Raw genomic sequence first — 24,132 nt, forward strand, 5'->3', positions numbered from 1 at the left:
GATCTAGACCAGAGCGCCCCAGCGGGTGGTCAGTTCCTCGGCCGTGGGCATGGCCACGGCCCCGCCGCGGCGTTCGCAGACCAGGCCGGCCACCGCGAGCGCGAACGTGACGTGCCGCTGCCATCCGGACAGGTCGGCGGGCAGCCCCTCGGCGAGCAGCCGGCGGACCAGCGCGCCCATCACCGAGTCGCCGGCGCCGGTGGCGTCCACCGCGGACACGGTCGGCGCGGGCAGCATGGCGGTGCTGCTGCCGGTGGCCACGTACGCCCCCTTGGCGCCGCAGGTCACCACGACCGCGCCGGCGCCGGTGGCCAGGATGCGGGCGGCCGCGGCGGCCGGGTCGGCGCCGCCGTACAGCACCTCGGCGTCCGCGGAACTCAGCTTGACCAGGTGCGCGGTGGCGAAGAACTCCTCGACCAGGGTGCGCAGGGCGCTCACGGCGGCGGCGTCGGGCAGCAGGGTGGGCCGGACGTTCGGGTCGAACACGCGGAGTGGGCCGGGTACCGCCCAGGCGGTCCGGGCGGCGGCCCGGAACGGCTCGCGGAGCAGGCTGATCGAGCCGGTGTAGAGCACGTCGGCGCCGGCCACCAGCGTGGTGTCGATGTCGTCCGGAGTCAGCAGTGTGTACGACGGCGGCTCGCCGTAGAACGTGAACGTGGGTTCGGCGCCCTCGAAGGTGGTCACCGCGAGCACCGTGGGCACCGGGACCCGCCGGAGTCCGGCCGTGCCGACGCCGGCGGTACGCAGGAACGTGGCGATCCGGTCCCCCAGCACGTCGTTGCCGAGGGTGCCGACGAACTGCACCTCACCGCCGAGCCGGGTGGCGCCCACCGAGACGTTGAGCGGCGCACCGCCGATCGCCTGGCGATAGATCAACTCGCCGTCGGTCTCCGTCTCCAGCAGATCGACGAGCGACTCACCCAGCACCACCGCATAGCCCATGTCGACTCCTCCAGGTAACGCCCGATCAGCATCTCCTCCGGCGGCGCAGAAAGCCAGCGGCCTCCCGCACCACGCCCCCTTTGTCCGTTTTGCGAGAATGGCCCGATGCGTTGTCTGCCGCTTCCCCTCCTCGCCGCCGCCCTCCTGCTGTCCGCCTGCGCCGATGCCACCGAACCGGAGGTGCGCCCGTCCACGGAGGCGCCGATGTCGACCGACGCGCCGGGCGAGCCGGGCACCCTCGGCGCCGACAACATCCGGGTCCCCGAGTCGCCGGACGGCGCCGTCACCGGGACGTTCCTGCCGTACACCCCGGGCGCCGCCGCCGTCACCTACGACCCGGCGGCGGTCCCGCCGGGCGCGACGGCGCAGGTCCACATCCGGCCGGCCGGGACCGGGATCACGGTACGGCTGACCGCCGCCGGCATGGTGCCGCGCCGGGCGTACGGGGCGCACCTGCACCGCCGCCCGTGCAGCGCCGCCCCGGACGCGGCCGGACCGCACTACCAGCACCGCCCGGACCCGAAGGCGGCCGCGTCGCCGCCCTCGGTGGACGCCGACTACGCGAACCCGCGCAACGAGGTGTGGCTGGACTTCACCGCGGACGCCGCCGGTGCCGCCACGGTGACCGCCGCGCACCCGGCGTTCGACCGGGCCACGGCGCCACGGTCGCTGGTGCTGCACGGCTCGCTCACCCGTACCGCCGACGGAGAGGCCGGGACGGCCGGGCCGCGGGTGGCCTGCCTCACCCTGCCCGCCTGACAGAGCGGGCCGCTTTAGCGCCGGAGGCGGTAACGTCTCCAGGAAGCCGGACGCCCGACAGGAGGAGCACCATGACCGAGCAGTCCGCCCCCAAGACCGAGTCGCACGACCCGGACTTCCCCGAGGCGTTCCTGCAGTTCATGCGCTCCGGCTGGCGGGAGGACCCGCTGCACGTCACGCCGGTGCCCGAGGCGCCCAACTACGCGAAGCGGCGCGCCGCGGTGTCCGAGGCGTTCCCCGGCGAGACGCTGATCATCCCCTCGGGTACGGAGAAGGTGCGCGCGAACGACACCGACTACCCGTTCCGGCCGGGCAGCGACTTCTTCTACCTGACCGGCGACCGCGACCCGGACAGCGTGCTGGTGCTGCGCCCGAGCGGCTCCGGCCACGACGCGGTGCTGTACACGCACGACCGCAACTCCAAGGACACCGACGGGTTCTTCCGGGACCGCAACGGCGAACTCTGGGTGGGCCGGCGGCACACGCTCGCCGAGAAGTCCACCGAGCTGGGCCTGGAGACCGCACCGTACGGCGAGCTGGGCCGGGCGCTGGCCGGTTCCGCCCCGGCCCGGACCAGGGTGCTGCGCGGCCTGGACGCCGCGGTGGACCGCACGGTGCTGGCGTACGAACCGGATCCGCAGGTCCGGCGCGACCGCGAGCTGGGCCGGGTCCTCTCCGAGCTGAAGCTGGTCAAGGACGAGTGGGAGATCGCCCAGCTGCAGGACGCCATCGACGCGACGGTGCGCGGGTTCGAGGACGTCGCCCGCGTGCTGCCGGCCGACCGGAGCGTGAAGGAACGCCTGCTGGAGGGCGTGTTCGGGCTGCGCGCGCGGCACGACGGCAACGACGTCGGGTACAGCTCCATCGTCGGCGCCGGCCCGCACGCCACGATCCTGCACTGGATCCGCAACACCGGCGTCACCCGGCCCGGCGAACTGCTGCTGATGGACATGGGCGTGGAGGGCCACAACCTCTACACCGCGGACGTGACCCGCACGCTGCCGGTGTCCGGCACGTTCACCCCGCTGCAGCGGCAGGTGTACGACATCGTGCACGCGTCGCAGCAGGCCGGGATGGACTTCATCCAGCCCGGCGTGGTGTTCCAGGACGTGCACCAGGTCTGCATGCGGGTGCTCGCCGAGGGCCTGCACGACCTGGGACTGCTCCCGGTCGGCGTGGACGAGGCGATGGAGAGCACGTCCACCGTGTACCGGCGGTGGACGCTGCACGGCTTCGGGCACATGCTCGGCATCGACGTGCACGACTGCTCGCAGGCCCGCAAGGAGGCGTACCGCAACGGCCCGCTGGGCGAGGGGTACGTGCTGACCGTGGAGCCGGGCCTGTACTTCCAGCCGGAGGACGACATGGTGCCCGACGAGCTGCGCGGCCTCGGCATCCGGATCGAGGACGACGTGCTGGTCACCGCGGACGGCTGCCGCAACCTGTCGGCCGGGCTGCCCCGCTCGGCCGATCAGGTGGAGCAGTGGCTGGCCTCGCAGCGCGCGGCCGGCCCGCGCCTGCCCGGCTGACCCTCACGTCGCCCGGGCGGCCAGCACCTCCAGGTAGTGCGGGTTGTGCATAACGCCCAGGACGTTGCCGAACGGGTCGATCACGGACGCGGTGACGAAGCCCGAGCCGTCGCCGTGCTCGGTGACCGGCTGGTACTCGGTGGCACCCTTGCCGAGCAGCCGGCCCACCGTGCCCTCGAGGTCGTCGACGTGCCAGAACAGCACCGCGCCGCCGGGCGGGTTGGCCGCACCGGGCGGGGCGTACCGGCGGTCGATGAAGCCGAGTTCGTCGCCGTCGTCGCCGACCCGGAATTCGAGGTACGCCGGCGGCGCGGGCGCCGCCGGATAGGCGTAGTACGGCGGGATGCCGAGCAGGTCGGTGTACCAGTCGCGGGCCGCGGCGAGGTCGTCGGCGTAGAAGCTGATGGTGGCGAATCCCCGGAACATCGTTCTCTCCCCTCAATCGGTCGACGAGGTCATCCTGCGCCGCTGAAGTGCTCACCTTCTGAGCACTTTTCCTGGCAGTCTCGGCACATGCGCGCGGACCGGTTGGTGGCCATCCTGTTGCTCATGCAGTCCCGGGGGCGGGTGACCGCGGCCGAGGTGGCGGCGGAGCTGGAGGTGTCGGTGGCGACCGCCCGCCGCGACCTGGAGGCGCTGTCCACCGCCGGAGTTCCGGTGTACCCGCAGGCGGGTCGCGGCGGCGGATGGTCGCTGGTGGGCGGCGCCCGCACCGACCTGACCGGCCTCACCGCCACCGAGGCGCGGGCGCTGTTCGTGCTGGCCGGCCCGGCCGCCGGCGGCACCCCGCAGGTCCGCTCCGCGCTGCGCAAACTGGTCCGCGCCCTGCCCGAGACGTTCCGCCCGGACGCCGAGGCGGCGGCCGACGCGGTGGTGGTCGATCCCACCGGGTGGGGCGCGCGGGACCGGGCCCGGCCGGTCCTGGTCGATCGGCTCGAGGACGCGGTGGTCCGGCGCCGCAGAATCACCATGGAGTACGCCGGACGCGGGCCCGGCCGCACCCGCCGCGAGGTCGACCCGTGGGGCCTCGTCGACAAGGACGGCGTCTGGTACCTGATCGCCGGCACCGACCGCGGGCAGCGCACGTTCCGGGTGGACCGGATCAGCGCGGCCGAGGTGACCGACCTCCCCGCGCACCGGCCCGCCGACTTCGACCTGTCCCGGGAATGGGACCGGGTGGTCGGCGAGATGGAACAGCGCCGCTCCCCGGTCACCGCGACGCTGCTCATCGCCGAACGCCTGCTGCCGGTGCTGCGCGACCACTTCGGCCGGCACTGCGAGACGCTGGAGACCCGGGCCGACGGGCGGGTCCGGGTGCGGGTCGCGGCCCATCTGGCCCGGTCGATCGCCGAGACGCTGGCCGGCTGGGGAGCCACGGTCGAGGTGCTGGAGCCGGACGTGGTCCGCGCCGAACTGGCCCGGCTGGGCGCGGAACTGGTCGCGCTCTACGAACCGGACCGCGGCGCGTAGCCGGTGATCAGGAAGCAGGCCTTCTCGCCGGACCGGTCGATGGTGACCGCGGTCGGGTGGCCGTCGCCCGGGTCGAACGAACTGGTCACCTCGGCGCCGTCCGCCTGCGCGGTCTCCGCCATCTCCACCAGCTCGGCGAGCGTGGGGACGCTGATCTCCTCCTCGCCGGTCGCGGTACGGCCGTCGACCCGGTCCGCGTCGGCCACCTCCCGCTCCCGGACGACCACGCGGTACCGTCCGGCCGACGGCTCCGGGTCGCACCGGCGCTCCAGCACGAAGCCGTAGTCGGACGGCTCCGACCACGGCGGCGGCGACGCCACCACACTGGCCGAGGGCGCCGGGTCGGGGTCGGCCGTCGACGTGCACCCGGCGAGCGCGGCGAGCACCGCGAGCCCGGCGCAGAACCTGCGCATCACAGCGAAACTCTAGGCCCTGACCGGTCGTGATCGACAGGACCGCCGCCGTGGTGTACCAGTGGAGCGCTCCACTGGCGTCCCGTGCCGGAGTACGGCACGGTGTCGCTGGCTCACGGCGCGGGCGCCACCGGTGCGTGTGGAGTTCGGGCGCGGTGGGTGCCACAAAACCGCACGGCCTGGAGCCACCGTCAGGACGCGTGGAGTTCAGGTGCGGTGGCTGCCGCAAATCCGCACACGTGCACGGGCGGTCGGATCACGTCGTGCAGTCGTGGGTGGCATACCGCTGTTGGCGTACCGCCCTACCTGCACATGATCGCCGGATGAACGGCCGCGACCCGGGCCGGAGTCACCACCCTGGGCGGAGCCGCCTCAGTGCACGTCGGCGACGTAGACGGCGACCGAGCGGGCCGGCACGGTGAGCGTGCCGCCGGAGGCGGTGGCGGTGCGCAGCTCCGGGTCGGCGGAACCGGTCAGCTCCGGGTGCAGCCGCAGGCCCGGCGCGGCACCCGGCACGGTCTGCGACACCGGCTCGGCGGTGGCGTTGAAGACCACCACCACCTGGCGCCACCGCGGGTCCAGCCCGGCGCCGTCCAGGCACATCACCACGACGCCCGGCGTCTCGCCCGGTCCGCCCAGCGGGAAGGTCAGGCGCCGCTGTACCTCGTCCGCGGTGGGCAGGCCGAAGACCGGGGACGAGCGGCGGATCCGGAGCAGTTCGCGGTAGCGCTCGGCGGTCATCTCCACCACGTCCGCGCCGGGCACCAGCGCCGGGTCGGCCAGCAGCGGGCGGGCCCACGGCCACTTGTCCTCGTTGTCCGCGGCCGGCGGCAGGCCCACCCCGAAACCGTTGCCCTGTGCCGGGTCCCAGCGGATCTGGTTGAACCAGTCGCCGGAGTTGTACGAGTTGCGGTCCAGCGACTTGGAGCGGAGGCGCTCGCTGCCCAGGGCCACGAAGCCGACGCCCTGGCTCAGCACCACCAGCGCCAGCGCCAGCACCTGCATGCGGGCCCGGTCCACCGGCGCGGTGCCGGCCGGCAGCTTGAACGCCATCGCGTCGTACAGGATCTCGTTGTCGTGCGCGTCGACGTAGTTGACCGTCTCCCCGGGGGCCGCGGCGTATCCGCTGGGAGAGCCGTTGTAGTCGATCTCGGCGCCGCTCGCCTCGTGGCCGTGGTGGGTGACGAACCGGTACGCCGCCAGGCCGCCGGCCAGTCCCACCTTGATCCGGTCGTGCACCGCGAGGGGCGTGTGCGATCCGAGTCCGGTGGCGAAGCCGCGCTCGGTGGGGTCGTCGCCGAACGATCCACCGCCGCGGACCGCGTCGCGCAACCGGTCGTTGAACGTGCCGATGCCGGTGCCGGCCATGTTGACCTGGGTGGCCTGGGCGAAGCGGGCATCGTACGCCACCTCGCCGAAGTTCCAGCCCTCGCCGTACAGGTAGATGTCGCGGCCCTCGACGCCGTCCGCCTCGGCGGTCAGGTGATCGAGCATCACCCGGGTCTGGAGGATGTTGCCCCGCGGGTGGTGACCCATCAGGTCGAAACGGAAGCCGTCCACCTTGTAGGCCCGGGCCCAGGTGAGGATCGAGTCGATCACCAGCTTGCCCATCATGGCGTGCTCGGGCGCGGTGTTCGGGCAACAGGTGGACTCGGCGACCGTGCCGTCGGGCAGCAGCCGGTGGTAATACCCGGGGACGATCCGGTCCAGCACGCTGAACCGGTCGAGGCCACCGCCCATGGTGTGGTTGTAGACCACGTCCATGACCACCCGCAGGCCGGCGTCGTTCAGGCCGGACACCATCCGGCGGAACTCCAGGATGCGGGCCGGGCCGGCCGGATCGACCGCGAAACTGCCCTCCGGCGCGGTGTAGTGCCAGGGGTCGTAACCCCAGTTGAAGCCGTCCGTGTCGGCGACCGCCGCGACCGCGCGCTGCGGCTCGGGCGAGTCGGGCGGGAACGCGGCCAGGTCGCAGGCGGGTACGGCCTGGTCGGCGCGGCGGTCCGGCACGGTGGCGAAGTCGAACGCCGGCAACAGGTGTACGTGGGTGAGCCCGGCGCCGGCCAGCGACCGCAGGTGCCGCATCCCGGCCGAGTCGGCGCGGGTGAAGGCGAGGTACGTGCCGCGCTCCTCGGCCGGCACCGAGGCGTCGGCGATGGAGAAGTCGCGCACCGACACCTCGGAGATCTGCATCCGGGCGGGCGCCACCGCGGCCGGCTTGACCAGCGTGTCCCAGCCGGGCGGCCGGAGTTCCGGTGCGTTCAGGTCGACCAGCAGGCTGTGCGTGGAGTCGACCGCGAGGCCCAGCGAGTACGGGTCGGTGACGCTGGTCGTGACGATCCGCTGGGCGGCCGGGTGCCACACCTCGACGCGGTACCGGTAGTAGCGCCCGAGCCACTCGGGCCGGCCGGTGACGGACCACACGCCGGTCACCGGGTCTCGGTCCATCGGCAGCAGTTCCGGCTCGTCGGCCGGCGCGGCGGACAGTTCCAGCCGCACCGACCGGGCGGTCGGCGCCCACACCGCGAGCGACGGCCGCCCTTCGTCCAGCAGCACGCCCAGCTCGACATCGGCGGCCTCGGCGTACAGGTCGTCGAGGACGCCGGGCAGCTGGACGCCGGTCACCACGGTGACCCGGCCGGCGTCGTCGCTGCCGACCACCAGCACCTGGCCGCGCAGCAGGTCGCCCAGGGCGGCGTCGCCCGACTCCCGCACGGAGAACGCCCGGTAGGCCCGCAGGTGCGGGAAGTGCCGGCTCTGTGCCTGGAACAGCCCACCGGGCCGGGCGGTCAGCGGCAGCGCGGCGTGTTCGCCGGTCAGCTCGTCGCCGTCCCGGCGCAGGTCACCGTGCGCGGACGCGACCAGCGTGAAGCCGGACGCGAGGTGGGCCAACTGCTCGGGCAGCGCGATGGTGGTGCGGTCGACGAAGACCGCGAGCGACCGGGCCGGGTCCAGTTCCGGGCCGAGCGAGCGCAGGTCCGGCAGCACCGGCGCGGACGTGCCGGCGACCAGCCACACCTCCCGGCAGGCGGTCAGGTCGAGCCGCTGGTCGTCGGGCAGGTCCTTGGTGTCGCCGCGGTAGAGCACGAATCGCAGGCCGACCGCGTCGGGACGGACCGGCACCCGGAACACCGCGCCGAACGCGTCGAAGGTGGCCGGCGCGAGCGGCGTACCCCAGCGGGGTTTCTCCGGGGTGCCCTCCCAGGCGTGCAGGCCCCACCCGGCGTAGTCGCCGTCGGCGCGCCGGTAGTGGATGACCGCCAGGTCCGGTCCGGGCGGCGGGACCGGCCCGGCGCCGCCGTCCGCGGCGGCGCGGGTGGGATAGACCCGCGGGTCGCCGGGCCGCAGCCAGATCTCGCCGGTGACCGCGGGATCGACGTGCCGGTCCTGCGCGACGTCCTTGGTGCCGGTGTGGTCGACCACCAGGAAGCCCACGTGCCGGGCGTGGTCGGCCAGCCGGACCCAGGCGAAGCGCCCGTAGTCGTCCTCGCCCGCGAACGGGTGCCCGCCCGGATAGCCGGTGGCCTGCCCGGGCGCGATGTCTCCCCAGGCGTGCACGGCCCAGTCGCCGTATCCGGCGTCGTCGCGGTGGTAGTGCACCACCAGCCACTGCGGCCGGCCGCGACGGCCGGGCGGGGTGCCGCCGGTCTGCGCGGCGTCCAGGGTGATCTCGGTCGTGGTCACCCGGCCATGATGGCACCGGGGTGCGTCAGTTTCAGTGGGTCGCGATGACCGTGGTGATCCGGGGCCCACCGGCGTCGGACCGGATCAGGTACCGGTAGGACTCCCCGGGCACCGCGTTGCCGGCGCTGTCCAGGTACTCCCACTCGACCGCGACCATGACGAGCGCGTCACTGAGCGGCTGGACGTCCTTGAGTTGCGCGTGCGCCGCTACGATCTGTTGATCCCGGTACGCCGGAGCGGCACCGAGGAAAGACAGGGCCACCGCGGCGGGCGAGGCGAAGGTGAAACTGTACGAGTCGGCGACCACCATGCCCGGCAGCGCGTAACAACCGGCGACGGCCGCCACGTCTCCCCTGGTCAGCGCTGAGCCGTACCGGTCGAAGAAGTCCGTCAGGTTGGCCAGGTCGGTGGGCGCTCTCACGGCCGCGTGATTCCCGATTCGGGTTCGTAACAAACCCCGCCCCCCACGGCTAGCGTCGAGGGTCTAGCGTGTCGGGCGTTACGCGCCGCTCACCCCCTCTGCGCCCGGAAGGTCCTGCGAACTCCCATGAAGGTGTTGTTCCTCATCAACAACGGCTTCGGCATCGGTGGCACGATCACCACCACGTTCAATCTGGCCAGCGCGCTGGCGGCACGTGGGCACGAGGTCGAGGTGTTGAGCACGTTACGGCACCGGGACATCCCGCAGTTGCCGGTCCACCCGAACGTGAAGTTGATGGCCCTGGTGGACACCCGGCCGGCGCACCCGGACTACGACGCCGAGGACCCGCTGCGCGGGCAGCCGGCCGAGTTCTATCCGAAGGCGGACTACCGCTCCGCGGACTACGACAAGATGATCGAGGACCGGTACGAGCGGTTCCTCAAGACCAGCGACGCGGACGTGGTGATCGCCACCCGGGCCGGCCTGATCGCGTACGTGGCCCGGTTCGCCCCGGACCGGATGATCCGGATCGGCCAGGAGCACCTGACCCGCCGGCAGCAGCGCAAGGCGATGCGCGAGGAACTGCCGATCCACATCAACCGGCTGGACGGGTTCGTCACGATCACCAAGCGGGACGCCAAGGACTACCGCAAGCACCTCAACCTCAAGCACACCAAGCTGCTGTTCATCCCGAACAGCGTGCCGGTGCCCACGGTGCCGCCGTCCGACGGCCGGGCCAAGATCGTGGTGGCGGCCGGCCGGCTGGTCGAAGGCAAGCGGTACGACGTGCTGATCCGCGGGTTCGCCAAGGTGGTCCCCGAGCACCCGGACTGGCAGCTGCGGATCTACGGCCTGGGCAAGCTGAACGACGAGCTGCGCCGGCTGGTGCTGGAGCTCGGGCTGCACAACCACGTGCTGATGATGGGCCCGTACACGCCGATCGAGACGGAATGGGCGAAGGGCTCGGTCGCGGCGGTGCCGTCCGACCGCGAGCCGTTCGGCATGACGCTGGTCGAGGCCATGCGCTGCGGCGTCCCCGTGGTCAGCACCAACGCACCGTACGGTCCGGCCGAGATCCTCGCCGACGACGTGGACGGCATCCTGACCCCGGTCGGCGACCCGGACGCGATGGGCGACGCGCTGCTGCGGGTGGTCTCCGACGACGAGAAGCGCCGGGCGATGGCCGAGGCCGCGCTGAAGAACTCCGAGCGGTACGACCCGGATCCGATCGCCGAGCGCTACGAGCAGCTGTTCGCCGAGCTGGCCGAGCGCAAGGCCCGCCGCCGGGCCCGCTGGTGGAGCCGGTTCCTGCCCCGCCGTACCCCCGGCCCGGTGACCCCGCCGGTGCTGCTCGGGCCGGCGCCGACGCTCACCGTACCCACCGCCACCTGCGTCGCCGCGCCCGGCGGCGAGCTCGAGGTCCGGCCCGGCCCGGCCGTGCCGGAGGGCACCGCGCTGGTCTGGCGGCGGATCGGCGGGCCGGCCGAGATCCCGGTGGGCGAGCGGGTCTCGCAGGGCATCTGGCAACTGTTCACCGCGGACGGCGTCGAGGTGCAGGCCGGTGCGCTGGACACCCGCGCGCTGATCGACCACCGTCCGGAGCCGGGGCAGGAGGTACTGGTCCGGCTGCCCTACCGGCTGCCCGACGGCGGCCTGGGCCTGCGGGTCTGGCGCCGCCCGGTGCACGCCGAGGTGGGTGACGTCCGGGTGGACGCGGACGGCGTGCACGTCGACGCGGAGGCGTTCGGGGTGTCGCTGGACGGCGCCGCGCTCAAGCTGCTCGGCCCGGAGGGCAAGGTGGTGGAACGGCCGCTGGAGCCGACCTCCGGCACCGCGTTCCGGACCACCGTGCCGGCCCTGGACCCGGGCGTGTGGGGCCTGTGGCTCCGCCCGGCGGACGGCGACCCGATCCGGTTCGGCCGGTTCCTGGACGACGTGGCCCGCAAGAACGTCGCGTACGTGCTTCCGGCCGCGACCCTGGGCGAGGTCAAGGTGCAGCCCTACTACGAGCAGAACAACGAATTCTCGGTGCGCGTCACCGCCTGACCCCCGGCTTGCGCCGCTATACAAGACGGACGTACGGTTTACTGGAGACGTGAACCGTCGGTTAGGTGTGCCTTACTGACGCGCATCCGTCACCGTTGCGAAAGACTGTTGAGGACTACTCACGGTCGCTGGGTGTGAAGGAGATGACGTGGCGAGCCTCGACACCTTCGGTGCGAAGAGCCAGCTGCGCGTCGCAGACGCGAGCTACGAGATTTTCACGATCGACAAGGTGGAGGGCCACGAACGCCTGCCCTACTCCCTGAAGATCCTGCTGGAGAACCTGCTGCGGACCGAGGACGGCGCGAACATCACCGCCGACCACATCCGCGCACTCGGCGGATGGGACCCCACCGCCGACCCGAGTGTGGAGATCCAGTTCACCCCGGCGCGCGTCCTCATGCAGGACTTCACCGGCGTGCCCTGTGTCGTCGACCTCGCCACCATGCGCGAAGCGGTGCGCGAGCTCGGCGGCGACCCCACCAAGGTCAACCCGCTGGCCCCGGCCGAGCTGGTCATCGACCACTCGGTGATCGCCGACCTGTTCGGCCGCGAGGACGCCTTCCAGCGCAACGTCGAGCTGGAGTACCAGCGCAACCGGGAGCGCTACCAGTTCCTGCGCTGGGGCCAGACCGCGTTCAACGAGTTCAAGGTGGTCCCGCCCGGCACCGGCATCGTGCACCAGGTCAACATCGAGTACCTGGCCCGCACGATCATGGAAAGAAACGGCCAGGCGTACCCGGACACCGTGGTCGGCACCGACTCGCACACCACCATGGTCAACGGCCTGGGCGTGCTGGGCTGGGGCGTCGGCGGCATCGAGGCCGAGGCCGCGATGCTCGGCCAGCCGGTCAGCATGCTCATCCCGCGGGTGGTCGGCTTCAAGCTGCACGGCGAGATGCCGGCCGGCACCACCGCCACCGACCTGGTCCTGACCATCACCGAGATGCTCCGCGAGCACGGCGTGGTCAGCAAGTTCGTCGAGTTCTACGGCCCCGGCGTGAGCGCGGTGCCGCTGGCCAACCGGGCCACCATCGGCAACATGTCGCCGGAGTACGGCTCGACCGTGGCGATCTTCCCGATCGACGGCGAGACCATCAAGTACCTCACGCTGACCGGGCGCAGCGAGCAGCAGGTGGCGCTGGTCGAGGCGTACGCCAAGCGGCAGGGCCTGTGGCACGACCCGGCCGCCGAGCCGGAGTACTCCGAGCGCCTCGAACTCGACCTGTCCACCATCGTGCCGTCGCTGGCCGGCCCGAAGCGCCCGCAGGACCGGGTGCCGCTGAACGCCGCCAAGCCGATGTTCCGCGACGCGCTGGCCAACTACGTGCAGCCGTCCGGCCGCGCGGACGAGGCCAGCGAGGAGTCGTTCCCGGCCAGCGATCCGCCGGCCGCCGGCTCCTCCACGGAATCGGACAAGCCGCACGTCTTCTCGGCCGCCACCGGTGCCGAGGGCCGGCCGTCAAACCCGGTCCGGGTGACCGGCGACGACGGCACCGAGTTCGAACTCGACCACGGTGCGGTCGTCATCGCCGCCATCACGAGCTGCACCAACACCTCGAACCCGCAGGTGATGATCGGTGCCGCGCTGCTCGCCCGGAACGCGGTCGAGCGGGGCCTGACCCGCAAGCCGTGGGTGAAGACCACGCTGGCGCCCGGCTCCAAGGTGGTCATGGACTACTACGACCGGGCCGGCCTCACGCCGTACCTGGACAAGCTCGGCTTCAACCTGGTCGGCTACGGCTGCACCACCTGCATCGGCAACTCCGGCCCGCTGCCCGAGGCCATCTCCGCCGCGGTCAACGAGGCGGACCTCACCGCCGTGTCGGTGCTCTCCGGCAACCGCAACTTCGAGGGCCGGATCAACCCGGACGTCAAGATGAACTACCTGGCGTCGCCGCCGCTGGTGGTGGCGTACGCCCTGGCCGGCACGATGGACCTGGACATCACCACGGAGCCGCTCGGCACCGGCTCGGACGGCCAGCCGGTGCACCTCGCCGACATCTGGCCCAGCGCCAAGGAGATCGACGACGTGATCGCCTCGGCGATCGGCGCGACCGGCTTCAGCGCCGCCTACTCCGACGTCTTCGCCGGCGACGAGCAGTGGCAGTCGCTGCCCACGCCGACCGGGGACACGTTCGCCTGGGCGGCCGAGTCGACGTACGTGCGCAAGCCCCCGTACTTCGAGGGCATGTCCGCCGACACCACGCCGGTGGTGGACATCTCCGGCGCCCGGGTGCTGGCGAAGCTGGGCGACTCGGTCACCACCGACCACATCTCCCCGGCCAGCTCGATCAAGCCGGACTCCCCTGCCGGGAAGTACCTCGCCGAGCACGGCGTGCCCCGGCACGAGTTCAACTCGTACGGCTCCCGCCGCGGCAACCACGAGGTGATGATCCGCGGCACGTTCGCCAACATCCGGCTGCGCAACCAGCTGGTGCCGGGCGTCGAGGGCGGCTTCACGGTCAACCACCTGACCGGCGAGCAGAGCACCATCTACGACGCCTCGGTGGCGTACCAGGAGGCCGGCGTGCCGCTGGTCATCCTGGCCGGCAAGGAGTACGGCTCCGGCTCGTCCCGCGACTGGGCGGCCAAGGGCACCATGCTGCTGGGCGTGCGGGCGGTCATTGCCGAGTCCTACGAGCGCATCCACCGCTCGAACCTGATCGGCATGGGCGTGCTGCCGTTGCAGTTCCCGCCGAAGACCAACGCCGAGTCGCTCGGCCTCACCGGCACCGAGACGTTCACCATCACCGGGGTGACCGCGCTCAACGACGGCGAGATCCCGGGCACCGTCAAGGTCCGCACCGACACCGGCGTGGAGTTCGACGCGGACGTCCGGATCGACACACCCGGCGAGGCGGACTACTACCGCCACGGCGGCATCCTGCAGTACGTGCTGCGCAAGATGCTGACCAGCTGAGCCGTCGCGCTTCCGGCGCCCCGCCGTCCGCACCGGACGGCGGGGCGCCGCGTTTTCCGGTTGTCCGCACCGGCCCCGCCGGGCACGATCGCCCCATGCTGCAGCCGGAGATCATGGCCTTCTACCAGCGCGGTGGCGAACGCGACCGGCTCGCCACCGGCCCCGGCCGCCTCGAGTTCCTGCGTACCCGGGATGTGCTCGGCCGGGTGCTGCCGGCCGCGCCGGCCACGGTGCTGGACGTCGGCGGCGCCACCGGGGCCTACGCCGAGCCGCTGGCCCGCGACGGGTACCGGGTGCACGTGGTCGACCCGGTCTCCGGCCACGTGTCCCTGGCGGCGGCCCGGCCCGGCGTGACCGCCGCCGTGGGCGACGCCCGTACCCTGCCGGCCGCGGACCGCAGTGCCGACGTGGTGCTGCTGCTCGGTCCGCTGTACCACCTGCCGGACCGCGCCGACCGGGTGACCGCCTGGCGCGAGGCGGCCCGCGTGCTGCGCCCCGGCGGGCTGGTGGTGGCGGCCACGATCAGCCGGTACGCCTCGCTGTTCGCCGGCTTCGTGACCGACGTCATCGCCGATCCCCGGTTCGAGGCGCTGGTGGACGGCGCGCTGGTCGACGGCGCGCACCGCAACGCCGACCCGGCCGGCCCGTGGCTCGTCACCGCGTACTTCCACCATCCCGACGAGATCGCCGCCGAGGCCGCCGACGCCGGTCTGGCGGTGCAGCGCCGGTTCGCGGTCGAGGGGCCGCTGTGGATGAGCGGCCCCCGCCTGGACGACATCCTGGACCGGCCGGACCGGACCGCCCAGCTGCTGGCGAAGATGCGTCTGGTCGAGGAGGACCCGACGCTGTTCGGTGCCAGCAGCCACCTGCTCAGCGTCGCCCGGGCTGGCTAGGCTCGGCGCATGGATGACAAGACTGTGCTGAGCCGGATCAACGGCCTGGTCGACGAGGAACACAAGCTGCGGGAGCAGTTGCGCCGCGGCGAGATCTCCTCGGACGAGGAACACGCCCGGCTCAACGAACTCGAGGAAGCTCTGGACCAGTGCTGGGACCTGCTCCGCCGCCGCCGCGCGGCCCGCGAGGTGGGCAACGACCCGGACGCGGAGAAGGCGCACAGCACCAGCGAGGTCGAGAACTACCTCCAGTAGGCCGGCGGACCGCAGGGGCGGCGGGGCCGCCCCTGCGGTGCGGGCCGGTCATTGCAGCCCTGACTCGTAGAGCAGCCGCTCGATCAGCCCGTCCGCGTCGAGCACGTCGGCGGGCAGGCCGCGGGCGCCGAACCACTTGGCCACGTTGCGGACGTCCCGGGCGATGAAGTCGGCGCCCTGCGGGTTGGCGATCACGTCGACGATCTGCGGCAGGTCGATGAGCACCAGCCGGCCGTCGTGCACGAGCAGGTTGTACGGCGACAGGTCGCCGTGTGCCACCTGCGCCCGGGCCAGCACGGACAGCGCGTCCACCATCTGCCGCCACAGGTCCGCCAGCCGGTCCGGGTCGGGACGGGTCTGTGCCAGCCGGGGTGCCGCCTCGCCGGTTTCCCAGTCGCCGATGAATTCCAGCATCAGCTCGGTGCCGAGCAGCTGGACCGGGTACGGCACGGAGACCGCCCCGCTCTCCTGGCCCACCTGCCACAGGTGGCTGAGGGCACCGAACTCGGCGGCGGCCCACTGGCCGGCGATGAGTTCCTTGCCGAACGAGGTGCGGCCGGTCATGGCGCGCATCTCGCGGGAGCGGCGCACCCGGCGGCCCTCCAGGTATCCGGCGTCGCGGTGGAAGAGCCGGTGGTCGCCGTCGCGGTAGCGCTTCGCGGCCAGCATGCTGACCTTGTCGGTGTCCGGGATGGCCCGGCGCACCAGGAACACGTCGGCTTCCTTGCCGGTCTTGACCATGCCCAGCTCGGTGTCGACCGCGGCGAATTCGGTGCGCACCCAGTCGGGCCGGGGTTCCGGGCCGTGCAGGGCGTCGTCCCAGGTGGACCAGCGGTCACCGGTCTCGGGCAAGTCGGGTTCGGTGCTCAGCGCCGGCTCGAGCCGACCGCGCTTCAGAAAGGTGACGTCGTCGTCGTCGAACTTGCGGCGGCCGCGGCGGGTAGTCGTCGGGCCGAAAGAATCGTGCTCGCGCACTTCGGGGTCTCCTCGGAGAGAAAGGTCATGGGAACTCGGGCACGGCACATCGCAAAGACAGCCATGGGTTCCACCCCCCTCTCTCGCGCAGGATCGTTCCTGACGGACCCACTCTGACGGGCCCGGACCGGCCCGCGCAACCGAATTACCTCAGCGGGTCGCCATCACCGCGGACAGGCCCTGGATGACGTTGCCGACGATGCGGGTCGGCGCGTACCGGTTGTCGAACCACTCCCGGCCGCGGTGCAGCCAGACGCTGGGCAGCCCCATCGCGGCGGCGCCTCCGATGTCGGCCTCGGGGCTGTCGCCCACCACCCACGCGCCGCCCAGCCGCATGCGGACGCGCTGCGCCGCCATGGCGAAGATCCGCGGGTTCGGCTTGCTGACGCCGGCCTGCTCGGAAATCACCCAGTCGGCGACATAGCGGTCCAGGCCGGTACGCCGGATGCGGGTCTCCTGCAGCTCGTGCGGACCGTTGGTGACCACCACCGGCACCCAACCGGCGTCGCCGGCGATCTGCAGTGCGCAGGCCACGAGAGGGTCCAACCGTTCGTACGCCAAGGGACCTTCGTGCATCTCCTCGAGCAGGTCGATCGAGGGGATGTGCAGCTCGTACCGGTCGCGGACGGCGTCGGCCAGGTCCCACCGGGAGGTCAGTCCGTCGGCGTCCACGGACAGTAACCAGTCCAGGTCCTCGGCCGGCGCGCCGATCTCGTCCAGGAAGCCCTTCGCCCACAGCCGGAAGGCACCGCTGCGGTCGAGCAGGGTGTCGTCCAGGGCCAGGAAGACGAGAGGCACGCGGGCACTTTACGTGAGCGGGCACGTCGGCCGACAGCCCGCATCTGTTAACAAACCATGGTCGGGATGGTCGAATTCGCATCATCCGGTCAGCCCACCTGCGGCGAATGACCCGGACGACTGGCAAGCCGTACGTACGGATTGCAAGCGCCGGAACCGGCATGACACGATCGACGCCGTGCCCAGGGTGAGCCAGGACCAGCTTGACGCCCGCCGCCACGAGATCCTCGCCGCGGCGCGGAGCTGCTTCGCGCGGTTCGGCTACGAGGGCGCCACGGTCCGCCGGCTGGAGGACGCCACCGGGCTGTCGCGGGGCGCCATTTTCCACCATTTTCGCGACAAGGACTCGCTGTTCCTGGCGGTGGCCGAGGACGACGCCGCCGCCATGGTGCAGACCGTGGCGGACAACGGCCTGGTTCAGGTGATGCGCGACCTGCTGGACCGGGCCGGCTCCGGCGACACGGCCGGGTGGCTCGGCAGCCAGCTCGAGGTGTCCCGGCGGCTGCGCACCGATCCGGCCTTCGCCGAACGCTGGGCGGCCCGCTCCGCGGCCATCGCCGAGGCCACCCGGGAGCGCCTGCAGCGCCAGCGGGAGGCCGGCGTGCTGCGCGACGACATCGCCGTCGAGGTGCTCACCCAGTTCCTCGAGCTGGCGTACGACGGCATGGTGCTGCACCTGGCCACCGGCCGCCCGCCGGGCGAGCTGAGCCGGGTCCTTGACCTGGTGGAAGAGGCGGTTCGCCGTGCGTAACCGGACGGTTGCGCGGGCCTGCACAATGAGGGCCTGACGTTCCACCTGCAGGGGAGGTACCGCTGATGGGATCCACCGCGAACAGCGACACCTGGGGCATCTCCGGCCCGGCCTTCCTCGTCCTCTACCTCGTCCTGATCGTCGCCGTGGCGGTGGCCGCGGCGGTGCACCGGCGGATCCTCTTCCGCGGCGACACCGGCGTCGACGTGGACCGGCTCGGCCCGCAGCAGATCGCCTACCTGAACGGCGGGGCCCGGCTGGCCGTCTACACCGCGCTCGGCGGGCTGCGCGCGGCCGGCGCCCTCGGCACCGGTCCCGGCCGCACGCTGGTCCAGTCCGGTCCGCTGCCGTCCGGCGTCACGCCCCTGGACACCGCGGTCCATCACGCGGCGGGCCGGCAGGTCCCGGCCCGCGAGGTCGGCAGCGACCAGTGGGTGGTCCGGGCCGTCGAGCAGTTGCGGGACGGTCTGGAGACGGCCGGCCTCGCGGTCACCCGGGGCCAGCGGCGCGCCGCCCTGATGTGGTCCGTCGCCGGCGCCGCGGTGGTGCTGCTCGGCTTCGCCCGCCTGGTCGACGGCCTCCAGAACGACCGCCCGGTCGGCTTCCTGCTCGGCCTGATCGTGCTGGCCGCTGTGGTCACGGTGTGGATGCTGGTACGCGCCAGCGCCACCCGCACCCCCGCCGCGTCCACCGGGCTGATGCGGATGCGGCACAGCAACGCCCACCTGGCGCCGGCCCAGCGGCCGTCGTACGCCACCTACGGCGCGACCGGCGCGGCGATGGGTGTCGCGCTGTACGGCGCCGGCGCCCTGTACCTGATGGACCCGGCCTTCGCGGCCGAGGCGGAGATCCGGCAGGCCGCGAACAACTCCCTCGCCTCCGGCGGTTCCGGCTGCAGCAGCGGCAGTTCGTGCAGCTCCGGCGGGGGCGGAGGCGGTGGAGGTTGCGGCGGCGGCGGAGGAGGCTGCGGCGGATGAGCACCGTGCACTACGCAAGCGCCGGGACCCACGGAGGCCGCGAGCGCTGCGAAGGCTGCGGAGGCGGCGGATGAGCACGGAGTACGGCGTCGGCATCGGCTGGCGCCCCGAGATCGCCGGGTTCGTGGCGGACCTGCCCGGCCTGCGGTTCGCCGAGGTCGTGGCGGAATCGGTGCACCCGCACGGGGATCTGCCGCCCGGCCTGGACGAGCTGACCGGCCGTGGCGTGGCGGTGGTTCCGCACGGCATCCGGTTGTCGCTGGGCGGCGCCGAGCCGGTCGAGCCGGCCCGGGTGCAACATCTCGCCGGGGTCGCCCGCCGGCTGGGCGCGCCGCTGGTCAGCGAGCACATCGCGTTCGTCCGGGCGGGCGGCGTCGAGGCCGGCCACCTGCTGCCGGTCCCGCGCAGCCGCGAGGCGGTGGACGCCGTCGTCGCGAACGTCCGGCGTACCCAGGCCGAGCTGGACGTGCCGATCGCGCTGGAGCCGATCGCCGCGGTGTTCGACTGGCCGGACGACGAGATGGACGAGGGCGCGTTCCTCACCGAGATCCTGGACCGGACCGGCGCGCTGCTCCTGCTGGACGTGGCGAACGTGTACGCCAACGCGCGCAACCGCGGCACCGCCCCGGCCGCGCTGCTCGACCGGGTGCCGCTGGAGCGGGTCGCCTACGTGCATGTGGCGGGCGGCGCCGAGCACGACGGGATCTACCACGACACGCACACCGACGCGGTGCCGGAGGCGGTGCTGGCGCTGGTCGCCGAGCTGTCGGCCCGGCACCGGCCGCCGGCGCTGATGCTGGAACGCGACGGCGACTACCCGCCGGCCGCGGCGCTGCGCGCGGAACTGGACGCGATCGCCCAGGCGTCCGGGTACCCGGCGGTCACATGAACGGCCGCGGCGCCGATGCGGGCGGCGGCCGGGCGGAGACCCTGGCCGAGCGCCAGGCCGGCCTGGTCGCGGCATTGACCGCCGGTGCGCCCGTACCCGAGGGGTTCGACGGTCGTCTGGTCGGCGTGGCCCGGGTCGCGCTGCTGCGCAAGCGGGCCGGGGACGTCGCGTGGCAGTGGCCGCTGCTGGCGGCCGGGCACGGTGCGGAATGGACCGGCACGTTCGCCCGGTGGGCGGCCCGCCGGCCGACCAACGGCTCGCTCCGCGACGGCTGGGACTTCGCCCGCGAGTTGGGTGCGGCGTTGCCCGCGCTGGCCGGCGCGGAGCTGGCGGCGCGGGAGGCGGAATGGCGGTACGACGGGACGTCCGCACCGCGACGGCGGCGCGGACCGGCGGTGCGGCGCGCGGGCGGGGTGGTCGCGGTGCAGATCGCCGGGCGGGTACGTGTGCTGCGTCGCACCCCGGCCGCCGGCAGGGCGTAGGTTCGTCTCATGTCCCTCACCTCGCGCCGCCGGAACTGAGCCGTGGAACTGCTGGGTACGCCGCGCCTCCTGCTCCGCGCCTGGGAACCGGACGACCTGGACGCGTTCTACGACCTGTACTCGCGCTGGGACGTGATGCGCTGGCTCGGCCCGCATCCGCGCCGCGTCGTCACCGATCTCGACGAGGCCCGCACCCGGCTGGACCGCTGGCGGACGGTCCAGTCCGCCCCGCTCGGACTGTGGGCCATCGTCCCCACCGGCGCCTCGGCACCGGTGGGGACCGTGCTGCTGCTCCCGCTCGCCGACGCGAACGGCCCCACCGACGAGGTCGAGGTCGGCTGGCACCTGCACCCGGACCACTGGGGACGCGGCCTGGTGACCGAGGCCGCGGGCGCGTTGCTCGGGCTGGCCGCGCTGCCCCGGGTGCTGGCGCTGACCGACCCCGACAACGAGCGGTCGCAGGCGGTGGCCGGGCGGCTCGGCATGGCCGACGAGGGCCTGACCGACCGCTGGTTCGGCACCACCACCCGCCAGTTCGCGCTCTGACCACCGGGGTCAGGCCGGGACCCGGTCGAGGAAACCGAGCACCAGCCTGATCCGGCCGTCCGGGCCACGCTCCGCCACGTCGAAACCGAGCACCGGCGGCTCCTCGCCGGGCGGGCCCAGCCGCCAGGTGAACCGCACCAGGTCGTGATGGGCGTCGGCCGGCCCGGCGGGCGTGAACACGAAACCAGGGAACTGCCGGTGCACCGCCCCGATCAACCCGTCCTGCGCGTCTCGGCCGGTCACCGCGGCGAGCGGGTCCACGTACCGGACGTCGTCGGTGAAGACGTCGTCGATCGCGCTGCGGCGGGCCGCCGGGTCGGTCTCGTTCCAGACCGCCAGGTACCTCTCCACCATGTCACTCATCGGATCCTCCTCGTTCGGTTCGGACGGGTTCCACCGTCTCCCGAACCGGTAAGCGCGTCGATTACCCGCCAGGTAATGGGCCCGGCGCGGACCGGTTCCTACGATCGGGACATGACGGAGGTCGGGCAGTTGCTGCGGCGGTGGCGGGGCAGCCGGCGGCTGAGCCAACTGGAGCTGTCGGTCCGGGCGGGGGTGTCGGCGCGGCACCTGTCGTTCGTGGAGACCGGGCGCTCCCGGCCGACCCGGGACATGATCCTGCGGCTGGCCGGGGAGCTCGACGTACCCCTGCGGTCGCGCAACGAACTGCTGCTGGCCGGCGGCTTCGCACCCGGGTACGCGGAGACCGAGCTGCACGGCCCCCGGCTGGCCACGGTGCTGGCCGGGCTGCGCGACCTGCTCGCCGCGCACGAGCCGTACCCGGCGCTGCTGGTGGACCGGCACTGGACGCTGGTGGAGGCGAACGCCGCGGTCGCGCCGTTGCTCGCGGGCGCGGCGGCGCACCTGCTGGAGCCGCCGGTGAACGTGCTGCGCCTGTCGCTGCACCCGGACGGGATGGCACCGCGGATCGGCAACCTGCCGGACTGGCGGTCGCACGTGCTGCACCGGCTGGACCGGCAGGCGGCGGCCACCGGCGACCCGGTGCTGCGATCGATGTACGACGAACTGCGCGCGCTGCCCGGCGGTACCGCCCACGGCCGCCCGGACGGCGTACTGGTGCCGCTGCGCTACCACCTGGACGGCCGGGAGCTGAACTTCTTCAGCGTGACGTCGGTGCTGGGCACACCGCTGGACGTGACGCTGGCGGAACTCGCCGTCGAGTCGTTCCTCCCGGCCGACGCGGCGACCGCCGAGGCGCTCCGGGCCTGAACGGCGCACACGCCCTCATCGACGACGTCCTGGACGTGGTCCTTCCCGGCCCCGCGCCGGGCCGGGTCGCGTGGCAGGATCGGCGGATGGACCTCGGCCTCGCGGATCGCGTCTTCGTCCTCACCGGCGCCTCGAAGGGCCTCGGCTTCGCCACCGCACAGGCCCTCGTCGCCGACGGTGCCCGGGTGGTCCTGTCCTCCCGTGACCCCGCGAACGTCGACCGGGCCGCCGCGTCCCTCGGTGGCGCCGGCCACGCGGTCGGAGTGGCGGCCGATCTGGCCGACCCGGACACTCCCGGCACGTTGGTGCGGACCGCCGTCGACACGTTCGGCCGCCTGGACGGCGCCCTGATCTCGGTGGGCGGGCCGCCGCCGGGCACCGCGGCCGCGATGACCGACCAGCACTGGCGGGACGCGTTCGAGACGATCTTCCTGGGCAGCGTGCGCGCGGCCCGCACGTTCGCCGCGGCCATGCCGGACGGCGGTGCCGTCGCCCTGGTGCTGTCCCGGTCCACCCGTGCGCCGCTGCCCGGGCTGGGCCTGTCCAACGGGCTGCGGCCCGGCCTCGCCGGGGTGGCCAAGGACATGGCCGACGAGTACGGTCCGCGCAACGTCCGCTTCGTCAGCCTGCTCCCCGGCCGGCTGCTCACCGACCGCACCCGCGAACTGTTCGACGCGGCCGACGACCCGGCCGCGGCGGCGGCGCACTCGGCGACCGATGTCCCGCTCGGCCGGCTGGGCGATCCGGAGGAGTTCGGCCGGGTGGCGGCGTTCGTGCTGTCGCCGGCGGCGAGCTACCTGACCGGCATCACGCTGCCGGTCGACGGCGGCGCGCTGCGCACACTGTGACCCCGCATCCGCCCGTCCGGCGGCCCGCCGGACCGGCGGCGACCCCTTCCGAACCCGGCCGGCAGCGGCCCGCGGGGCCGGCGCGGCCCAGTCCCGCGGATCTCGCGGCCGCCGCCGGGCGGACCATTCCGGACCTGGTCGGCCCGGATCTGCGGGTGCTGTTCTCCGGCATCAACCCGAGCCTGTACTCGGCGGCCACCGGGCACCACTTCGCCCGGCCGGGCAACCGGTTCTGGCCGGCGCTGCACCGCTCCGGGTTCACCGCCCGGCAGCTGCACCCGTCCGAACAGGGCGAGCTGCCGGCCCTGGGCCTCGGAGTCACCAACGTGGCGGCCCGGGCCACCGCCCGCGCCGACGAACTCTCCCCCGGTGAACTCGTCGCGGGCGGTGCGGTCCTGGCCGCCCTGGTGGCGCGCTGGCGGCCGGGGTTCCTGGCGGTTCTCGGGGTGACCGCCTACCGGGTGGCGTTCGGGCGGCCGAAGGCGACCATGGGACCGCAGGACCATCGGGTCGCCGGGGTGCCGGTCTGGGTGCTGCCGAACCCGAGCGGGCTGAACGCGCACTACACGGTGGACGGCCTGGCCGCGGCGTTCGCGGAGCTGCGGGCCCGGGCGTTCGCCGGGCCGCCGGCGGCCGCGGACCGGTGACCGCCGTGCCGGAGCCGGACTGCTGGCTGCATCCGGACGTGGAGGTGCGCGACTCCCCGATCGAGGGGAGCGGCCTGTTCGCCCGGGCACCGATCCCGGCCGGCACCGTGGTCTCCCGCCTGGGCGGGCGGCTGGTCACCACGGCCGAGCTGGACCGGCTGATCGCCGACCCGGACGGGCCCTACGTGGACACCATCACGGCCGGCGCGGACACGCACCTGGTGCTGCCGCCGCGGCGGGACAACGGGTACGGCAACCACGGCTGCGACCCGAACCTGTGGTGGGTGGGGCGCTACGCACTGGCCGCGCGCCGGGACATCGGGGCCGGCGAGGAGCTGACGAACGACTACGGCACCAGCACCGGGGTGGCCGGTTTCGCGATGGCCTGCCGGTGCGGCTCGGCCCGGTGCCGGGGCGTGGTCACCGGGGACGACTGGCGCCGGCCAGATCTGCGGCGGCGGTACGGCCGGCACTGGATCCCGGCACTCCTGGCCCGCATCGACGGCACCGCCTGAGCGGGACGCCGGCCCGCTCAAGCGGCCCCGGGCCGATCCGGGTCCGGTCCAGGCATGTCCGCGGCCAGTCCAGGCTGCCCGGGGCCAGTCCAGGCTGTCCGGGGCCAGTCCAGGCTGTCCGGGGCCAGTCCAGGCTGTCCGG

Annotated in this window: 23 protein-coding genes and 1 pseudogene; 16 read left to right on the top strand and 8 right to left on the bottom strand. The window is 73.3% G+C overall.

Annotation, left to right across the window (positions count from 1 at the left end; all coding sequences use genetic code 11):
• Positions 1 to 3: 3 nt before the first annotated feature.
• Positions 4 to 942 (bottom strand): carbohydrate kinase family protein, encoded by a 939-nt coding sequence (locus LDL48_RS04955; protein ID WP_225253796.1) that lies wholly within the window; start codon positions 940 to 942, stop codon positions 4 to 6.
• Between the two features lie 105 nt (positions 943 to 1,047).
• On the opposite strand from LDL48_RS04955, the gene LDL48_RS04960 reads away from it, so the two are divergent.
• Both LDL48_RS04960 and LDL48_RS04965 read left to right on the top strand, forming a co-directional pair.
• Positions 1,048 to 1,701, top strand: coding sequence for a hypothetical protein (locus LDL48_RS04960; RefSeq protein WP_225253797.1), 654 nt, complete (start codon positions 1,048 to 1,050; stop codon positions 1,699 to 1,701).
• Positions 1,702 to 1,772: 71 nt separating this feature from the next.
• Entirely contained in the window at positions 1,773 to 3,230 is a 1,458-nt protein-coding gene (locus LDL48_RS04965) for an aminopeptidase P family protein (protein ID WP_225253798.1), read from the top strand.
• A 3-nt stretch (positions 3,231 to 3,233) separates the two neighbouring features.
• On the opposite strand, the gene LDL48_RS04970 is transcribed toward LDL48_RS04965, so the two are convergent.
• Positions 3,234 to 3,656, bottom strand: coding sequence for a VOC family protein (locus LDL48_RS04970; RefSeq protein WP_225253799.1), 423 nt, complete (start codon positions 3,654 to 3,656; stop codon positions 3,234 to 3,236).
• A gap of 87 nt (positions 3,657 to 3,743) precedes the next feature.
• On the opposite strand from LDL48_RS04970, the gene LDL48_RS04975 reads away from it, so the two are divergent.
• Positions 3,744 to 4,700, top strand: coding sequence for a helix-turn-helix transcriptional regulator (locus tag LDL48_RS04975; RefSeq protein ID WP_225253800.1), 957 nt, complete (start codon positions 3,744 to 3,746; stop codon positions 4,698 to 4,700).
• Here LDL48_RS04975 and LDL48_RS04980 read toward each other — a convergent pair.
• From LDL48_RS04980 to LDL48_RS04990, 3 genes and pseudogenes are all read right to left on the bottom strand, one after another.
• Positions 4,676 to 5,113: a DUF6174 domain-containing protein gene (locus tag LDL48_RS04980; protein ID WP_225254117.1), complete on the bottom strand. Its 438-nt coding sequence runs from the start codon at positions 5,111 to 5,113 to the stop codon at positions 4,676 to 4,678. The two genes, LDL48_RS04975 and LDL48_RS04980, sit on opposite strands and share 25 nt — an antisense overlap.
• A gap of 372 nt (positions 5,114 to 5,485) precedes the next feature.
• A pseudogene (pulA, locus tag LDL48_RS04985) lies at positions 5,486 to 8,797 on the bottom strand (pullulanase-type alpha-1,6-glucosidase); the annotation flags it as partial.
• 31 nt (positions 8,798 to 8,828) lie between these two features.
• On the bottom strand, positions 8,829 to 9,218 hold the full coding sequence (locus LDL48_RS04990) for a DUF6841 family protein (protein WP_225253802.1): 390 nt from the start codon (positions 9,216 to 9,218) through the stop codon (positions 8,829 to 8,831).
• Positions 9,219 to 9,344: 126 nt separating this feature from the next.
• Here LDL48_RS04990 and LDL48_RS04995 point away from each other — a divergent pair, with 126 nt between their 5' ends.
• The 4 genes from LDL48_RS04995 to LDL48_RS05010 all read left to right on the top strand — a co-directional run bounded on the left by LDL48_RS04995 (position 9,345) and on the right by LDL48_RS05010 (position 15,332).
• Positions 9,345 to 11,264, top strand: coding sequence for a glycosyltransferase family 4 protein (locus LDL48_RS04995; RefSeq protein WP_225253803.1), 1,920 nt, complete (start codon positions 9,345 to 9,347; stop codon positions 11,262 to 11,264).
• A 148-nt stretch (positions 11,265 to 11,412) separates the two neighbouring features.
• Positions 11,413 to 14,184 (top strand): aconitate hydratase AcnA, encoded by a 2,772-nt coding sequence (gene acnA, locus LDL48_RS05000; RefSeq protein WP_225253804.1) that lies wholly within the window; start codon positions 11,413 to 11,415, stop codon positions 14,182 to 14,184.
• Positions 14,185 to 14,279: 95 nt separating this feature from the next.
• Positions 14,280 to 15,077 carry a class I SAM-dependent methyltransferase gene (locus LDL48_RS05005; RefSeq protein WP_225253805.1) on the top strand — a complete coding sequence of 266 codons (798 nt, stop codon included), beginning with the start codon at positions 14,280 to 14,282 and terminating at the stop codon, positions 15,075 to 15,077.
• Positions 15,078 to 15,086: 9 nt separating this feature from the next.
• A complete protein-coding gene (locus tag LDL48_RS05010) occupies positions 15,087 to 15,332 on the top strand; it encodes a DUF2630 family protein (protein ID WP_225253806.1) in 246 nt (81 codons plus the stop codon).
• A gap of 48 nt (positions 15,333 to 15,380) precedes the next feature.
• Here the strand turns inward: LDL48_RS05010 and LDL48_RS05015 are convergent, their stop codons facing one another.
• Together LDL48_RS05015 and LDL48_RS05020 are read right to left on the bottom strand one after the other, a co-directional pair.
• The gene (locus LDL48_RS05015) at positions 15,381 to 16,307 is read right to left on the bottom strand and encodes a serine protein kinase RIO (protein WP_225253807.1); all 927 of its coding nucleotides are present in this window, start codon (positions 16,305 to 16,307) and stop codon (positions 15,381 to 15,383) included.
• 150 nt (positions 16,308 to 16,457) lie between these two features.
• The gene (locus LDL48_RS05020) at positions 16,458 to 17,105 is read right to left on the bottom strand and encodes an HAD family hydrolase (protein WP_225253808.1); all 648 of its coding nucleotides are present in this window, start codon (positions 17,103 to 17,105) and stop codon (positions 16,458 to 16,460) included.
• 178 nt (positions 17,106 to 17,283) lie between these two features.
• Here LDL48_RS05020 and LDL48_RS05025 point away from each other — a divergent pair, with 178 nt between their 5' ends.
• The 5 genes from LDL48_RS05025 to LDL48_RS05045 all read left to right on the top strand — a co-directional run bounded on the left by LDL48_RS05025 (position 17,284) and on the right by LDL48_RS05045 (position 20,750).
• Positions 17,284 to 17,856 carry a TetR/AcrR family transcriptional regulator gene (locus tag LDL48_RS05025; protein ID WP_225253809.1) on the top strand — a complete coding sequence of 191 codons (573 nt, stop codon included), beginning with the start codon at positions 17,284 to 17,286 and terminating at the stop codon, positions 17,854 to 17,856.
• Between the two features lie 65 nt (positions 17,857 to 17,921).
• Positions 17,922 to 18,833: a TIGR04222 domain-containing membrane protein gene (locus LDL48_RS05030; protein ID WP_225253810.1), complete on the top strand. Its 912-nt coding sequence runs from the start codon at positions 17,922 to 17,924 to the stop codon at positions 18,831 to 18,833.
• A gap of 70 nt (positions 18,834 to 18,903) precedes the next feature.
• Positions 18,904 to 19,722 (top strand): MbnB/TglH/ChrH family RiPP precursor modification enzyme, encoded by an 819-nt coding sequence (locus tag LDL48_RS05035; RefSeq protein ID WP_225253811.1) that lies wholly within the window; start codon positions 18,904 to 18,906, stop codon positions 19,720 to 19,722.
• Positions 19,719 to 20,204 (top strand): SCO6045 C-terminal-like domain-containing protein, encoded by a 486-nt coding sequence (locus LDL48_RS05040; protein WP_225253812.1) that lies wholly within the window; start codon positions 19,719 to 19,721, stop codon positions 20,202 to 20,204. Before LDL48_RS05035 ends, LDL48_RS05040 begins: the two co-directional genes overlap by 4 nt.
• Positions 20,205 to 20,246: 42 nt before the next feature.
• Positions 20,247 to 20,750 carry a GNAT family N-acetyltransferase gene (locus LDL48_RS05045; RefSeq protein WP_225253813.1) on the top strand — a complete coding sequence of 168 codons (504 nt, stop codon included), beginning with the start codon at positions 20,247 to 20,249 and terminating at the stop codon, positions 20,748 to 20,750.
• Positions 20,751 to 20,759: 9 nt separating this feature from the next.
• Here LDL48_RS05045 and LDL48_RS05050 read toward each other — a convergent pair whose 3' ends face one another.
• Complete coding sequence (locus tag LDL48_RS05050; RefSeq protein WP_225253814.1) at positions 20,760 to 21,113, bottom strand: nuclear transport factor 2 family protein; 354 nt, start codon at positions 21,111 to 21,113, stop codon at positions 20,760 to 20,762.
• A gap of 111 nt (positions 21,114 to 21,224) precedes the next feature.
• On the opposite strand from LDL48_RS05050, the gene LDL48_RS05055 reads away from it, so the two are divergent.
• From LDL48_RS05055 to LDL48_RS44395, 4 genes are all read left to right on the top strand, one after another.
• Positions 21,225 to 21,980, top strand: coding sequence for a helix-turn-helix domain-containing protein (locus LDL48_RS05055; RefSeq protein ID WP_225253815.1), 756 nt, complete (start codon positions 21,225 to 21,227; stop codon positions 21,978 to 21,980).
• 86 nt (positions 21,981 to 22,066) lie between these two features.
• Complete coding sequence (locus tag LDL48_RS05060) at positions 22,067 to 22,828, top strand: SDR family oxidoreductase (protein WP_225253816.1); 762 nt, start codon at positions 22,067 to 22,069, stop codon at positions 22,826 to 22,828.
• Positions 22,825 to 23,475, top strand: coding sequence for a G/U mismatch-specific DNA glycosylase (gene mug / locus LDL48_RS05065; protein WP_372472040.1), 651 nt, complete (start codon positions 22,825 to 22,827; stop codon positions 23,473 to 23,475). Before LDL48_RS05060 ends, mug begins: the two co-directional genes overlap by 4 nt.
• Positions 23,472 to 23,990, top strand: coding sequence for an SET domain-containing protein (locus LDL48_RS44395; RefSeq protein WP_225253817.1), 519 nt, complete (start codon positions 23,472 to 23,474; stop codon positions 23,988 to 23,990). Before mug ends, LDL48_RS44395 begins: the two co-directional genes overlap by 4 nt.
• Positions 23,991 to 24,132 lie beyond the last annotated feature (142 nt).

It is taken from the genome of Jidongwangia harbinensis (assembly GCF_020216025.1).
GTDB classification, from domain to species: domain Bacteria; phylum Actinomycetota; class Actinomycetes; order Mycobacteriales; family Micromonosporaceae; genus Actinoplanes; species Actinoplanes harbinensis.